This is a genomic window from Oerskovia sp. NPDC060338, assembly GCF_042726295.1.
Lineage (GTDB): Bacteria > Actinomycetota > Actinomycetes > Actinomycetales > Cellulomonadaceae > Oerskovia > Oerskovia merdavium.
The window spans coordinates 14,107-28,069 of record NZ_JBHXCQ010000017.1 but is presented as its reverse complement, the minus strand read 5'-3'; the positions used below and the strand labels follow the sequence as shown (position 1 = coordinate 28,069).

The following is a 13,963-nucleotide window of genomic DNA, read 5'->3' as shown; positions in this document are numbered from 1 at the left end:
GCGTACATACACGGGTCCGCGTAGGTGTTCCCCCGTACGTACCGTCCGCGGACGTACGTGCTCTCAGCGCCCGACGCGGTGCGCGAGCACCGCGAGCTCGACCCGCGAGCGCACCCCGAGCTTGCGGAAGACGCGTCCCAGGTGCACCTCGACCGTGCGGACGGAGAGGTAGAGCTGGTCCGCCGCCTCACGGTTGGAGCCGCCCTGCACCACGAGGAGCGCGACGTCGAGCTCTCGCTCGGTCAGCTCGTCGGACCACCGCCCCCGCAGCTCGTCGAGCGCGTCGTCGGACACGTCGCTCTCGCGCGCGGCGAGCCGTGGCCTCCCCAGGCCCGACGACGTCGCTCCCGTCCCCGCCCCGGCTCCACCCGGGGTGCCGGGACCGCCGTGCGACGACGGGGTGACACGGGCGTCGGGCGTCGCGAGACCGTCGTCGAGGAGCGCGAGGACCCGGCCCAGCTCCTCCTGCGCCTGCCGCGCCCACGCCCGGGCACCCGACTGCGTGAGGAGCTCGACTGCCGAGAGCAGGTGCTCGTGCGCGGCAGGCAGGTCCCCCCACCGGGTGAGCGCGCGCCCCAGGCACAGCTCGGTGCGGCCGTGCTCGAACGGCGAGGCGATCCCGCGACCCGCCGACGCGACCGCGTCGCGCAGCACGACCGCGTCCTCCGGACGCGCCAGGGCGATCTCCGCACGGGCGAGCGTCGCGACCCGGTTCGCCGGGGAGAGGTCCTTGGCCTCGACCCTGCGCCGGGCGAGAGCGCGCTCGGCCGCGTCGGGCCGTCCCGCGAGCACCCACGCCTCGACGTCGTCCATGCCCGGCAGGTGCAGCATGTGCGCGCAGTCCCGTCGGTCGGTCTCCGCCGCGAGCTCGAGCAGGGTCGCCGCCTGGGTGTGGTGCCGTGCGAACGACGCCCCGATGGCCCGGTCGACCAGGAGGCCGAGCCGGACCGGGCGCGACGTCGGGCACGAGCACGTCTCCTCGAGCGCCGTCGCGAGCGTCCCGACGCTCCCGTGGACCGCCATGTCGAGGCGCCGGGCGACCGCGACGCCGGTCCCCGCGAACGGCAGGCCGACGGGGAGCCGGAAGGCCGCCTCCTCGAGCTCGCGGCGCGCCCTGGTGATGTTCCCCGACCAGAAGTGGACCAGGACCTGGGCGAGGCGCAGGTGTGCCTCGACGTACGGGGTCACGGCCCCCGACGGGGTGTCGAACCACCGGCCCCCGGAGTGCACCGGGGCGAGGTTCGCGACCGCGCTCGCGAGCGCCTGGCCCGCGACGTCGAGCGCGTCCTCGTCCGCGAGCGAGATGGCGCGGCTGACCTGGGAGTAGGCCTCCTGCTCCGCGGTGAGGGCCGAACCCGGTGCGCACGGTCCTTCACCGCGCTCCCCGACCCCGTAGTTCGCGAGCCAGGAACGGGTGATGTCCAGGCCCCCGACGCCCTGCGTGCAGCGCCGGGCCAGGCGCTTGGCCGCGTCGAACGCCTGCGCGGCCGCGACGCCGTCGCCTCGCTCGGCATGCAGCGTGGCCGCGCTCGTCAGCCCGCGCACGACGTCCCCGATCTCGCAGCTTCCAGCCGCTTCCCGTGGGCTTCCGTCCCGGTCGACGCAGCACGTGCACGCGTCGTCGGTGTCGGCGAGCGCGAGGTAGGGCGCGATCACGTCGTCGGGCACCTGCCCCTGGACGTGCGTGAGCGCGACGACCAGCGGGCCGAGGATCTGGGCCGCGCTCACGGCGCCGTCGCAGCGGGCGGCCCGCCGCAGCCAGTCCGCGGCGTCGTGCACGTGCCCGGACTGGAGCGCAGCGGTGCCGGCGAGGACGTAGGCCTCCCCGCGCTCGGGCCCCGTGGCCTGGCTGGCGGCCTCGCGCGCTACCTCGTGCGCCCAGACGACGTCGCCCCGGTCGAGCAGGCGCTGCGCGAGAGACACCAGGCCGGGGACCAGCGCCGCGTCGCCCGCGAGGGTTGCGAGCGCCGTGTGCCAGGTCGCGATGTCCTGCTCGTCGACCGCGGTGTGGACCGTGGCCAGGCGCAGGTGCGCTGCGGTCTTGTCCGCGAGCCGCGCCTCGCCGTGCACGAGCGAGCGGACGCGGGGATCCGTGAAGGCGAACCTTCCCGAGACCAGCGACAGGTACCCCGAGAGGGGGCCGTCGAGGACTTCCTCGATGCTCAGGCCCGAGGCGGCGAGCAGGATGTCGGTGCGTTCGACGACCGCGACGGCCGCGATCAGCAGCGCGCGTCGCTCGTCGGGCGCCAGCTCGCCGAGACGCTCGCCGAGCAGTCTGCGCACCGCGGGGACCGGCGGAAGCGGGTCCGGCAGGATGGCGGTCCCCGCGAGCTGCTCGGTCGAGAGCGTCCGGGCGGTCTGCGAGATCGCTGCGGCGTTCCCCGCCAGGTGCGTCGACAGCCTCGCGGCGACGTGCGGGGCGACGGACAGCCTCTCCTCGACGAGGAGGAGGTGCAGGGCCTCCGCGGGCCCGAGCGGGGCGAGCTCACGCACCTCGACGGGGTACGGCAGCGGGCGCTCGAACCCGCCCGGGACCGACGTCGCGAGCAGGACGAGCGAGGCGCGTCGCTGGGCCACGAGCCCCACGATCACGGCCCGGCTGATCTCGTCGACCAGGTGGAGGTCGTCGGCGAGCAGCACGACCGTCCGGTCGGGGACCGATTCCTCGAGGTACTCCGCGAGCGCGACGGCACCGACCTCCGGGAGGTAGCCGTACTCGGGGTCCGCGACGTCGAGCGGCCGCACGAGGCGGTCGGGGACGTGGCGCCCTGTCGCCTGGACCAGCTGCGAGACGATCGACCGCACCGCGCCCCCCGAACGCTGCGCGCCGACGCTCTGCGCGACCCGCAGGACGAGCGGCGGGCGGGGCCCCTGCGTCTCGTGGAGAGCCTCGTGGACGAGCTCGAGCGTGGTGCTCGCGCCCATGCCCGGCTCGCCCGACCACACGAAGGCGCCGCGGCCGTCCGCGACCGCGGCCAGCGCGAGGTCGATCTCCGCCCTCCGCGAGGACAGCCTCTCCGGCCGGTGCTCGATGGCCGTGCGGGACGCGCGTCCCTGCTCTGAGGTCAGGAAGTCTTGCTGGCTGGCTGGCATGTCAGACCCTCCCGTCCGGGGCAACGATGGCCGGACGACTCTCAGGAATGTTAACAACCCGACGTAAAGCCAGGCATCCTGTGCTGTTACCCATGCGTGTCCGCGACGGTCTCCCCCGTGGTGGCTTGCCGCCACCGGAGACCAGGTCTAGGGTGACCTCGTCCCTCCGTCCTGACTGCCGAATGCTCGGTACCTCAGTACGTGCACGGAACCAGAAGCAGATGAGAAGGAGGTGAGAGCGATGCAGGACGGCAGCAGTCATAGATCCCCGCACTGCGCGTTCGCACCCCTTCGTCCTGCCCGCTGACCTTCGTCAGCCCTTCCGGCCGGCCTTCCGGGGCGGTCGCCAGTGCGCTCCGTGCACCGTTTCCCCCGCCGCTCCTCGACCCCGCGCTCCAGCGCGCCGTCGGGCCCGGCGTCCGGTCGGCACCGTCGAGAGCACGGCGCCGGGAAGGACCAGCATGTCGACGACGACCCACCTCAGCACCGCACGCCCCACCACGTTCGGCGGTCGCGTGCCGCAAGAGCGACGCGGCGACCCCGCGCCCGCCCGGCCCAACCTCGAACGACAGTCGATCACCTTCACGATCGGCCTCTACCTGTTCATCTGCACGGCCCTGCTCGGGACCCACCTCGTGGCCTCCCGAGCGGACGCGGCTCCGGAGGCTCCCACCACCGCGGTGACGTCCTCCGCTATGACCTCGACCGCGGGACCCGGTGCGACGCCGTCGGGCCGCGTGCCCGTGCAGGAGGTGACCCCGTGACCACCACGCCGCCCACCCTGCTCGAGTCGCCCGGCGCGCACGACGCGCACAGGGTCCCGCCCACGCCGACCACGCGCTCCTCCCCCGCCCCGGGACAGCGCTTCGACCCCCGCACGCTGCGCCGCCACTGGCTCCAGGTCGCGTCCCAGGACCCCGGTGCGCTCCAGCACGCCCGCGACGAGGGCGTCGACTTCGCGGTCGCCGGCGGGCGGGTCTGGGAGACCGACGAGCACGTGTACCTGCCCGTCGTCGCGACGTACCGGCAAGGAGAACGGGTCGCCCGCGAGACGCTCGTGTTCGCGCTGTCCCCCGACCGCGTCGCGACGCTCCAGCCCACCAGGCACTACCCGATCTTCGACAAGGCCATCGCGCGGATGCGGCGCACACCGCGGCTGGTGCAGTCGTCGTACGGCGTCATGTACGCCCTCGTCTACGCGCTCAACGAGGCCGCCGAGCGCGTCATCCACCACGCGAGCGACCTGCTCGAGGAGATGTCGGACCAGATCGAGGAGGCCACGCTGGGCTACGACCGGCGAGGTCGGGAGATCGGCGTGACCGACATGCAGGGCACCATCTCCCGCATGAACCGGGCCGAGGAGATCGTCTCCAGCACGCAGGAGTCGCAGCTCTCGCTCGAGCGGGCCGCGCGGCACCTGCGCAGCGAGATCGCCGACACCGACCCCGTGCTCGCGGGGCTCGTCGAGACCCTCATCGCGGACATCGACGGCGTCAAGGAGCACGCGAGCTTCGAGCACGACAAGGTCCGCTACCTGCAGCAGGCGATCATGACCTCGCTCGACGTCAAGCAGAACCAGATCGTCAAGGTCTTCACGATCATCACGGCCGTGTTCCTGCCCCCGACGCTCATCACGTCGTTCTACGGCATGAACTTCACGCGCATGCCCGAGCTCGAGTGGGAGCTCGGCTTCCCGTGGATCGTGCTCGTGACCCTCGTGGCGGCCGTGATCCCGCTCGTCTACATCAAGCGGCGAGGCTGGCTGCGCTGACCGCTCGCGCACCCGGACGCGCCGACGCCGTCGGGACCACGACAGGCAGGTCGTGGTCCCGACGGCGTCGGGTGCGCGGGGCTCGCGTCAGGTCAGACGCACGAGCCGACCACGCGCCACGGGCTCCAGTACGTCTCGGTGCCCGGGGCGTTGGTGTGGACCCACCAGTTCGCCTGGTAGTTGACCCCCTCGTGCGACGTCACGTCACCCGCGGTGTAGGTGCCCGCCACGCTCCACGCGGGGAAGCAGCCGCCGGCGGCCCCGGAGTCGACCGGACCCGTCGGTGACGCCCGGTAGACGTCCGCAGCGGTGCCGACCAGCTCGTCCTCGTAGTCGCCCGCGAGGTCCCACCACATCGAACCGCCGAGGCCCTTCTCCGCGACCCACCTCGCCTTGAACTCGACCGCGCGCGGGGTGTCGACCGACCACCACTCGTTGCCGTCGTAGCGCCACGACGAACCGGTCGCCTCGTCGAAGTACTCGGTGCCGAGGTCACGCAGCTCGAAGTACTGCTTGTTGCCTGCCTCGAACGTGCCGGGGGCCACGCCCGTGGCGTACTGCCAGGCACCGCTCGTGCCGCCGTCCTCGACGCCGGTCCAGCCGCGCCCGAACGCCGGGATGCCCACCGTGATCTGCTCCGGGTCGACGCCACGGCTCAGGTACAGGTCGACGCCCTGCTCGACCGAGATGTCCCCCGAGAACGTCGGGTCGTCGTGCAGGTTGGACTGGTGCCCGGCCAGGTTCGGGGACCATCCGCCGTGCAGGTCGTAGCCCTGGATGTTGCCGTAGTCGAGCGAGTCGAAGATCGCCGGGGCGTCCCAGCCCGCGTTGATGACCGTCGGGTTCACGGGGATGTAGGCCGAGAGGAGGTACTCCTCGCCCTGCGACGCGCCGTACTCGTCGAGCTGCTCGCGGAACTCGGCGAGCAGCGCCGTGAAGTTCGCCTTGTCGTTGACGGGGTCGATGTGGTTCTCGGGGTGCTGCGACCAGTCCGGCGCTCCGGGCCACTCCCAGTCGATGTCGATCCCGTCGAAGACGCCCGCGGCAGCAGCGGGGCCGCCACGACCGTCGATCACGGGCAGGTTGCCCTTGAGGTACAGGTCGATGCACGAGGACACGAGCTTCTCCCGCGACTCGGGCGTCGCGGCGGCCTTCGAGAAGAACTTGGACCAGGTCCAGCCCCCGATCGACACGAGCACCTTGGTGTCGGGGTTCTGCTCCTTGAGCTTGCGGAGCTGGTTGAAGTTCCCGGCGAGGGCCTGGTCCGCCGTGTCCGCCACCCCGTCGATCGAGTCCTCGGCGCTGACGGCGTCGACGAAGTCGGCCCCCGCCACACCCGCACCGTCGTTGCCGCCCACCTCGGGCGTGCCCTCCTTGTCGGAGATGAAGCACGAGAGGTCGGTCGGGTGGATGTTCCCGAATGCGTAGTTGATGTGCGTGATCTGGTCGGCCTGACCGGACTCCTGGAAGTCCTTGACGGTGTAGCCGTAGTTCTCCGGCGCCCACGACATGAAGTATCCGACGTTGCGGTAGCCGTTGATGTCGTTCTCGCCGTTGGGGCTGGCTGCCGCAGGGGCAGCAGGGACTGCCGTCGCGCTGCCGGCCGCGACCAGGCCGGTCGCCACGAGCGCGAGCGTCGTCGCGGACACCATCGCGCCGAGCGCTCGGCGGCGCCCCGGTGAAGGAGTGGTTCGAGATGCGTGCAAAGGGAGGCCTCTTCGTCTTCCGTGCTGCGGGCCCCGGACCGTTCCGGAGCCCCAGATGCTGGGCTCTTCGAACCTAACCAGGCTCACGCACGAAAGATGTACGAGTGTTCCACATGGTTCACAGCGGTCACATAAGGGATTTCCCGTAGAAAGTCCTCGAAGGGCTCGAAACAATGCGAACGGTCACCATTCGCGCCAGGACGCTACGCCTCGACCAGGATCGTCACGGGCCCGTCGTTGACGAGCTCGACCTGCATGTCCGCGCCGAACACCCCGGTCGCGACCTCTACCCCCTTGGCGCGCAGCTCAGCGACCACGGCATCGACCAGCGGCTCCGCGACGTCCCCCTTGGCCGCGCCGTTCCATGACGGTCGTCGGCCCTTCTTGGTGTCCGCGTAGAGCGTGAACTGGCTGATCACCAGGACCGGGGCCCCTTCGTCGAGCACCGACCGCTCGTCGCGCAGGATCCGCAGCTCGGCGATCTTGCGCGCGACCAGCTCGACCTGGGCCGGGCCGTCGTCGTGCGTCACGCCCACGAGCGCGACCAGGCCGGGCCGGTCGACGCGCCCCACGACCTCCCCGCCCACGCTCACGCTCGCGCGCGTGACCCGCTGGACGAGCGCCCTCATGAGGCGGCCCCCGAGGCGAACGCGGCGCGCACCTCTCCCACGGGCGCTCCTCCGCCCAGGACCGGGGTGCGGCCCACGCGGTCGAGCGCGTCGGCGTCAGCCCCGGGAAGATCGCCCGCACCGAGCGCCGCGAGCGCGGCGACGAGCACCGCGGGCCGCGGGCGCGGCGACCCGTCGAGGACCTTGAACGCGAGCGCACGGCCGTCGGGCAGCCCGACCCCGTACACGCCGTCCGCGCCGTCCTTGGCCACGAGGCCCGGTACCGCCCGCATGACGTCGGTCGCGTCACGACCGGTCCCACCGACCATCTCCGGGAACGCGGACATCGCGCGGGCGACCTGGGCCTCGGGCGACGCAGGATCGGCGACGGGCGCACCGGCCAGACGGCCGAACGCCCGCGCCATACCCTGCAGCGTCGTCGAGAACAAGGGCGCACCGCAGCCGTCCACCGTGACGTGGAGCCCGGACGCATCGTCCCCCGTGAGCTCGAGCAGCGTCTCGCGGATCGCGACCTGGAGCGGGTGCTCAGGATCGAGGTACGTCTCGGTGTCCCAGCCCGCTGCGACGCACGTCGCGAGCATCGCGGCGTGCTTGCCCGAGCAGTTCTGCGTGATCGAGGCCGGACCGTTGCCCTGCTCCTGCCAGGCGAACGCCGCCGGCGGGTAGACGGGCATGTCCGGGGTGTTGCGCAACGCCGACTCGTCGAGGCCCACGCCCGCGAGGATCTCGCGCGCCCCGGCGAGGTGGAAGTCCTCGGCGTTGTGGCTCGCGGCGGCCAGTGCCAGGAGGCGCGGCGGCAGCGACAGGCCGTGACGGAGCATGGCGACGGCCTGGAACGGCTTGACCGACGAGCGGGGCCAGATCACGGTCGACGGGTCGCCCACCGCGAGATCGACACCACCTGACGCATCGAGGGTGACCAGGTGGCCCAGGTGCACGGACTCGACCAGGTCGCCCCGGACCACCTCCGCGAGCGGAGCGGCCGAGCGCAGCACGGGTGTCACCACCCGCCCGGACGGCCGCCGCGCGACCCGCCGGAGCCTCCCGAACCACGCCCGAACCCGTAGGGCTTGAGGCGCGGGCGCACGTCGACCAGGTAGATGAACGCGGGGACGAGCGCGATGAGGTTGAGGAAGCTGGCGCTCGTCAGCATCATGGGCGGCAGGCCGAGGAATCCGATCGCTGCCGCGACGCCCAGGATCGCCGACCAGATCGGCTTGGTGAGCTTTCCCTCGGCCGTGAACCCGTTCGCCGGACGCCGGAGCGCATCGATGAGCGCGACGGCCTGGGCGACGAACACCACGACCGCGAGGACGACGAGGACGAGCCACTGGGCTCCACCGAAGCTGATCACGTTCCGAGCCTACGGCAGGACGCGCAGCGACTCCGCGCGGGCTGCCGCGGCCACCCGCTCGTCCCAGACCGCGAAGATCGCGTCGTCGTGCCGCAGCGTCAGCGCCGAGGCCAGGTGGACGGCGTCGGCCCCGCGCAGCGCATGACCGTTGGCACCCGCGAGGGCGCTCGCGCGGTCCAGGACCCCCGGGGAGACCTCGACCAGGTGCAGCGCGGGCCACAGCAGCTCCCACGTCGCGAGGGCCTCTGCCCGCTCGGCTGCGTCGAGGACCCCCGACCGCTCCCCCGCGGCGAGGGCCGCCCGGACCTCGGTGTCCGACAGCCGGCTCGTGGTGACCACGTCCGCCCGGTTCCAGAGCGCGCTGGCCAGCTCGGAGCCGGGCTCGGCGACGCACAGCTTCACGAGCGCGCTCGCGTCGAAGTAGACCAGTGCCACGAGGACCGCCGGTCAGCGTCGGATGCGGCGCACGAGGCCCGACATCGCCGACTGCTTCGCGGCCGGGCGCGCCGGCGGCGTGTGGACGGGGCGTTCCTCGGTGGCCGGCGTCAGGAGCCCGTCCCTGGTCAGCGACGCGATGAGGTCTGCGCTCCCCACCGCGCTCAGCCGCGCCACGGGGATGCCGCGCTCGGTGATCACCACGTCCTCTCCGTCACGTGCCCGCTCGATCCACGACTTCAGCTCGGCCCGCAGGGCGCTGACGGAAACCTCCATCCCCCGAAGGTACCGGCACGTGCCCGGATTGCGTAGACCTCCACGCGATCGGATCTCACGAGCTTCCGGGCGTCGCTTCAGAGCTCGGTGAGGGCCTCGCGTGCCTCGCGCGGAGACATCCCCGCGGCCTCGAGCGTGTCGACGATCGGGGACCGCAGGAGCATGACCAGCGACTGGACCTGCCAGTCGCCCGCGCCCACGGTCCTGGGGTCCGCCGCGGCGGCCGTCTCCGCGAGGATCTCGCGGGCCGTGACCGGGTCCTTGCCCGCCCCGATGGCCTCGGCGAGCACCCGGGTCCCCGCCGCGTACCGGTCGACGATGGCCGCCACGGGCAGGAGGTCGTGCTCGGGCCCGGCGACCGGCCGCGAACGGCGTGCGAGGACCCGGACGCTGCGCATCGCCCGGTCGACCAGGACGGCCTTGCGCTCGAGGTCGCCCAGCTCGGTGCGGTGCTTGCGGCCCACCGCGCTGACACGGGACAGCTCCTGCGCGCTGGTCGCCGTGGCCTGCCACTCCTCGAGCGCGGGCTCGGACGCCCGGCCGCGCACGAGCGCGGCGTCCAGGTCGTCCGCGTCGCCCGAGCGGAAGCCGCGCGCGAGCAGCTCGAGCGTCTCGGCGAGCTCGGTGGTCGCCTCGTCCCCCAGGATGCGGGGTCGACGGCGCGGGTCCCCCGGGGTCAGCGTCGCGGCGAGCAGCGCGATCGCCCCGCCCACGAGGGCGTCCACGAGCCGCCCGCCGGGACCACCCGTCTGGGCAGCGGGCAGTCCCACGATGACGATCGCCTGCACGCCCGCCTGGGTCGCCAGCAGGGCACCGCGGTCGATGAAGCGAGCGACGAGGGCCGAGGTCGCGAGCACGACCGCGACCTGCCACCACCCCGAGCCGATGAAGTGCACGATCAGGTCGCCCAGGCCCACGCCCACGGCGACCCCGATCGCGAGCTCGCCCACCTTGCGCACCTGCCGGTCCAGGCTGAACCCGAGGCACACCCACACCGAGACGGGCGCGAAGAACGGGTACGGGTGCCCGAACACGTAGTGCGCGATCCCGTACGCGATCCCGGCCGCGAGCGAAGCCTGGATGATGGGCCAGAACGCTGCCCTCACCCGGGAGCGCCCTTGGCGGAGCCTGGCGCGGAGCAGCAGCCGACGGAAGGCCTTGCGGGCCGTCTCGACGGCCCCCGGCTCCGGTACCGCGGTCCCGTCGGAGGTGTCCTGCGACTGCGTCATGCGCTCCTGCTCACCGGGTCCCGGTGACCCGGCGGAACCCGGGGTCAGTCCGTGCGGTGGTCGCTGCGGGCCGCGGCGCGGTCATCAGATCATGCTCCGGGGGGCGTCCTGCCCGCGGGGCGTGATCCCCCGAGCCACGGGACCACGCGGGGCCGGACGGTCGACCGAGACCCCCTCGCCCGGGACGACGACCTCCTGGGCCGCCGCCACGGCGCCTCCGTCGCAGTCGACCACGAGCTCGACGTCCTCGGGGGCGCTGCGCTTGAGGACAGCGAGCGCGATGGGCCCGAGCTCGTGGTGGCGCGCGACCGAGGTCACGGTGCCGACCGGACGGCCGGTGGGCACGGCGTCGTCGGCACCGGGCTCGCCACCGGGCAGACGGACCTCGGCACCCGCGACGGGCAGCAGGTGCCCCGACCCGTCGAGGTGGAGCATCACGAGGCGGCGCGGCGGCCGACCCATGTTGTGCACGCGCGCGACCGTCTCCTGCCCGCGGTAGCAGCCCTTGTTCAGGTGGACGGCGGTCCGGAGCCAGTCGAGCTCGTGCGGGATCGTGCGGTTGTCCACCTCGGTCGCGAGGCGAGGACGCCAGGCCTCGACCCGCAGGGCCTCGCTCGCCCACGTCCCGGCCAGCCGCCAGCCGGCCGCCTCCCGGGACGCGACGGCGTCGGGCAGCTCGGCACGAGGCACCAGGACGAGGCGCCACGCGCGGTGCGCACCGGGGTGCTCGTCGTCCGCGGGGCCGTACCGCGTGCCGCCGGGCGCGGTATGCGGCCAGGGGTCGCGCCAGGTGACGGGCTCGCCCTCGGCGCCCTCCGCGTCACGAGGCTCGCCGAGCACCGCGATCTCGTCGGTCATGTCCGTGATCTCGACGCGCAGCGCGAACTTCATACGGTCGAGCCAGGCAGTGAGCGTCGGGGCGTGCGACCCCTCGGTCACGAGCCACGTGGACTCGCCGTCGTCCACGACGCCCGCGGAGTGCTCGACGTGCCCCTGCGGGCTCAGGACGAGCAGCTCGGTCGAGGTCCGGGGTGCGAGCCCCAGCAGGTTCTGCGAGGTGATCGAGTTCAACCAGGTGAGGCGGTCGGGGCCTTCGACGCGCACGACCCCGTGGTGCGAGAGGTCGACGACAGCGCCGCCCGCCTCGAGCGCACGCTGCTCGCCCGTGGGGTCGCCGTAGTGCCAGGCGACTCCCGCGTCCGGTCCGGAACCCGCGACCGCACCGGGGCGGGCCAGCAGCGGGCTCGTCCGGGCGGGGGCCTCGGTCTGGGGTGCGTCTTCGGTGCCAGCAGTCACGATCGAACAACCTCCTCGGCGCCGCGGGCGGCGCGCACGTCCGTCCGGCCGCGCGGTGGCGACGGCCGTACCTCACGCGTCGGACGGGCTACAGACGGTCCAGCTTCGCCGACGCATACGACTGCAACGGTTGACCGAAGGCCGCCAATTCCCAGACCCACATGAGCTGGCCCTGCACGTTGCCGTACAGGCGGTTCGACGCCGACACCTCGGCGGACGTCGAGGTGCGCACCATGGCGTCGCTCGACAGGTCCACGCGGCCGTTGCCGATCACGCCCAGGTACAGGGTCATGCGGCCCGACGGGTCCGCGATCATGACCTCGATCGCCGCCTTGTCCTCGGGCAGGCCCTCGGGGCGTTCCGGGGACACGCGCCAGTAGCCGGTCTCGGTGGACCAGATCCGCCCGGGCGCGAGATGACCCTCGGTGCTGGCCTCGGTCGAGTCGCTCGACGGGTCGGCCTCGGGGTCGGCGGGCTGGTCCGCGGTCCAGGACTCGGGCACCGTCTCCGGGACCTCGGCCTCGAGGACGCGGATCGTCGACTCGTACCGCAGGTAGGGGCCGCCGTCGTGGTCGAACGTCACGTCCTGGACGAACGGCGTCTCGGGGATGCCCGGGTAGGCGATGACCCCCTCGCCGCGCCACGAACCCACGAGCCACGCGAGCGGGTAGGCCTCGGGGGCGAGCCCCTCAGGGAACGCGAAAGCCATCTGGTGGTACCTCCGGCGGTGCCGGTCGCGACGGACCGGTGAGTGACGACAGGGAGAGACGGGACCCGGGTCCCGCCGGGCGACGGACGCCCGGCGTGACGATCAGGTCAGCGCTGACCCTGGTACAGCTTGTAGACGACGAACCCGGCGAACCACGTGATGGTCACGGTCGCGGCGATCAGCAGTCCCAGGAAGATGAGCTCGAGTGCATGCGTGGACATGTCGCCGATCCTACCTTCCGGCCTCTAGGCTCGCGCACGTGACCACCCAGCCAGTCGTGCCGCAGCCCTCGACCGCCTCCGCCCAGCGCTCGCTGGTCGTCAAGACGACCTCGGGGCTCGAACGCCCCGAGGCGACCAACCAGGCGTTCACGGTCGCGTCCGCGGCCGTCGCCGCGGGGGTCGAGGTGAGCCTGTGGCTCACCGGGGAGTCGGCGTGGTTCGGGCTGCCGGGGCGTGCGAGCGAGCTCGAGCTCGAGCACGCGGCCGCGCTGCCGGACCTGCTCGCGGTCGTCCTCGAGGCGGGGACCGTCACGGTCTGCACCCAGTGCGCGGCGCGCCGCGGCATCACCGAGGCCGACGTGCTGCCCGGTGTGCGGATCGCAGGGGCCGCGGTGTTCGTGGAGGAGTCGCTCCGCCCGGGGGCGCAGGCGCTCGTCTACTGAGACGTGCGCGGTCCGCCGAGGACGGCGTGCGCCGTACGTGCCGCCGCCCCTGCCCGACGGCGGAGCACCCCGCGGTCATCGCACCACGTGCCGTGGCCTCAGTCCTCGACCCGGATCCCCAGCTCGGCCGCGAACAGCGGGGCGAGATCCACGAGCTGCGCCGGGCTCACCGTGGCCCCGGCGAGCCTCTCGATGCTCGTGATCCGCCGCAGCGCCGCACCCCGCAGGTCGACGTGCACCAGGCGGGCGCTCGCGAGGACGACGTGGTCGACCGTCGTGTCCTCGAACGCGACCCGGGTGGCCTGGGCGTTCGTCAGGTCGAGCTCGTCGACCGTGCAGCGCGTGAGCCGCAGGTCGCGGACCGTCGCGCCCCGAAGGTTGACGTAGCTGAGCTTGCAGTCGACGAGCTCGACCGACCGCCACGCCGACTCGTAGAGCTCGGCCGACCCGATCCGCGAACCGTCCAGGACCACGTCGTGCCAGACCGAGCGCGGTGCGCTGAGCACGGGGGCGTCGATCCTCTCGAGCCGCGACTCGCTGAACGTCGCGGCCCGCAGGTCGGCCTGGTGGAGCGAGACCCCGACGAGGTCGCAGCGCTCGAACGTGATGTCCGCCAGGTCGGCGTGGGACAGGTCCGCGCCCTCGAACCGCTCGTCGTGGCGGCGCTCCTCGGCCCCGAGCCCTGCGGCGTCACCCGGGGGCCTGACGCCGGCACGCAGCCTCTTGATCCTGGGCGGGACGGTGGTCGGGGGGCTGGACTGTGCTGGCACCGCTCGACCCTACGCTCCGCACGCGGACGCG

At 73.0% G+C, this 13,963-nt stretch carries 14 protein-coding genes; 3 read left to right on the top strand and 11 right to left on the bottom strand.

Annotated features, from left to right (window positions below; translation table 11 throughout):
- Positions 1-63: 63 nt before the first annotated feature.
- Positions 64-3,093, bottom strand: a complete 3,030-nt coding sequence (locus ACFWGN_RS19275) for a LuxR C-terminal-related transcriptional regulator (RefSeq protein ID WP_377619158.1) — start codon at positions 3,091-3,093, stop codon at positions 64-66.
- 461 nt (positions 3,094-3,554) lie between these two features.
- On the opposite strand from ACFWGN_RS19275, the gene ACFWGN_RS19270 reads away from it, so the two are divergent.
- A complete protein-coding gene (locus ACFWGN_RS19270) occupies positions 3,555-3,857 on the top strand; it encodes a hypothetical protein (protein WP_377619157.1) in 303 nt (100 codons plus the stop codon).
- Positions 3,854-4,864, top strand: coding sequence for a CorA family divalent cation transporter (locus ACFWGN_RS19265; protein WP_377619155.1), 1,011 nt, complete (start codon positions 3,854-3,856; stop codon positions 4,862-4,864). Before ACFWGN_RS19270 ends, ACFWGN_RS19265 begins: the two co-directional genes overlap by 4 nt.
- Before the next feature lie 92 nt (positions 4,865-4,956).
- On the opposite strand, the gene ACFWGN_RS19260 is transcribed toward ACFWGN_RS19265, so the two are convergent.
- The 9 genes from ACFWGN_RS19260 to ACFWGN_RS19220 all read right to left on the bottom strand — a co-directional run bounded on the left by ACFWGN_RS19260 (position 4,957) and on the right by ACFWGN_RS19220 (position 12,498).
- Positions 4,957-6,516: a glycosyl hydrolase family 18 protein gene (locus ACFWGN_RS19260; protein WP_377619154.1), complete on the bottom strand. Its 1,560-nt coding sequence runs from the start codon at positions 6,514-6,516 to the stop codon at positions 4,957-4,959.
- A 257-nt stretch (positions 6,517-6,773) separates the two neighbouring features.
- Positions 6,774-7,199, bottom strand: coding sequence for a D-aminoacyl-tRNA deacylase (gene dtd / locus ACFWGN_RS19255; RefSeq protein WP_377619152.1), 426 nt, complete (start codon positions 7,197-7,199; stop codon positions 6,774-6,776).
- Positions 7,196-8,194 carry an asparaginase gene (locus ACFWGN_RS19250; RefSeq protein WP_377619150.1) on the bottom strand — a complete coding sequence of 333 codons (999 nt, stop codon included), beginning with the start codon at positions 8,192-8,194 and terminating at the stop codon, positions 7,196-7,198. The genes dtd and ACFWGN_RS19250 overlap by 4 nt, the downstream gene beginning before the upstream one ends.
- A 5-nt stretch (positions 8,195-8,199) precedes the next feature.
- The gene (locus ACFWGN_RS19245; protein ID WP_377619148.1) at positions 8,200-8,553 is read right to left on the bottom strand and encodes a DUF2516 family protein; all 354 of its coding nucleotides are present in this window, start codon (positions 8,551-8,553) and stop codon (positions 8,200-8,202) included.
- Between the two features lie 9 nt (positions 8,554-8,562).
- Positions 8,563-8,988, bottom strand: coding sequence for a type II toxin-antitoxin system VapC family toxin (locus ACFWGN_RS19240; RefSeq protein ID WP_377619146.1), 426 nt, complete (start codon positions 8,986-8,988; stop codon positions 8,563-8,565).
- A 12-nt stretch (positions 8,989-9,000) separates the two neighbouring features.
- A complete protein-coding gene (locus ACFWGN_RS19235) occupies positions 9,001-9,264 on the bottom strand; it encodes a type II toxin-antitoxin system prevent-host-death family antitoxin (protein ID WP_354508284.1) in 264 nt (87 codons plus the stop codon).
- A gap of 77 nt (positions 9,265-9,341) precedes the next feature.
- A complete protein-coding gene (locus tag ACFWGN_RS19230) occupies positions 9,342-10,493 on the bottom strand; it encodes an aromatic acid exporter family protein (RefSeq protein ID WP_377619143.1) in 1,152 nt (383 codons plus the stop codon).
- An 84-nt stretch (positions 10,494-10,577) separates the two neighbouring features.
- Positions 10,578-11,789, bottom strand: a complete 1,212-nt coding sequence (locus tag ACFWGN_RS19225) for a YgfZ/GcvT domain-containing protein (RefSeq protein WP_377619141.1) — start codon at positions 11,787-11,789, stop codon at positions 10,578-10,580.
- Positions 11,790-11,877: 88 nt separating this feature from the next.
- Positions 11,878-12,498: an FABP family protein gene (locus tag ACFWGN_RS19220; RefSeq protein ID WP_377619139.1), complete on the bottom strand. Its 621-nt coding sequence runs from the start codon at positions 12,496-12,498 to the stop codon at positions 11,878-11,880.
- 259 nt (positions 12,499-12,757) lie between these two features.
- Between ACFWGN_RS19220 and ACFWGN_RS19215 the strand changes: the two genes are divergently transcribed.
- Positions 12,758-13,162, top strand: coding sequence for a DsrE family protein (locus ACFWGN_RS19215; protein ID WP_318244430.1), 405 nt, complete (start codon positions 12,758-12,760; stop codon positions 13,160-13,162).
- A gap of 98 nt (positions 13,163-13,260) precedes the next feature.
- Here the strand turns inward: ACFWGN_RS19215 and ACFWGN_RS19210 are convergent, their stop codons facing one another.
- A complete protein-coding gene (locus tag ACFWGN_RS19210) occupies positions 13,261-13,932 on the bottom strand; it encodes a pentapeptide repeat-containing protein (protein ID WP_377619137.1) in 672 nt (223 codons plus the stop codon).
- Positions 13,933-13,963 lie beyond the last annotated feature (31 nt).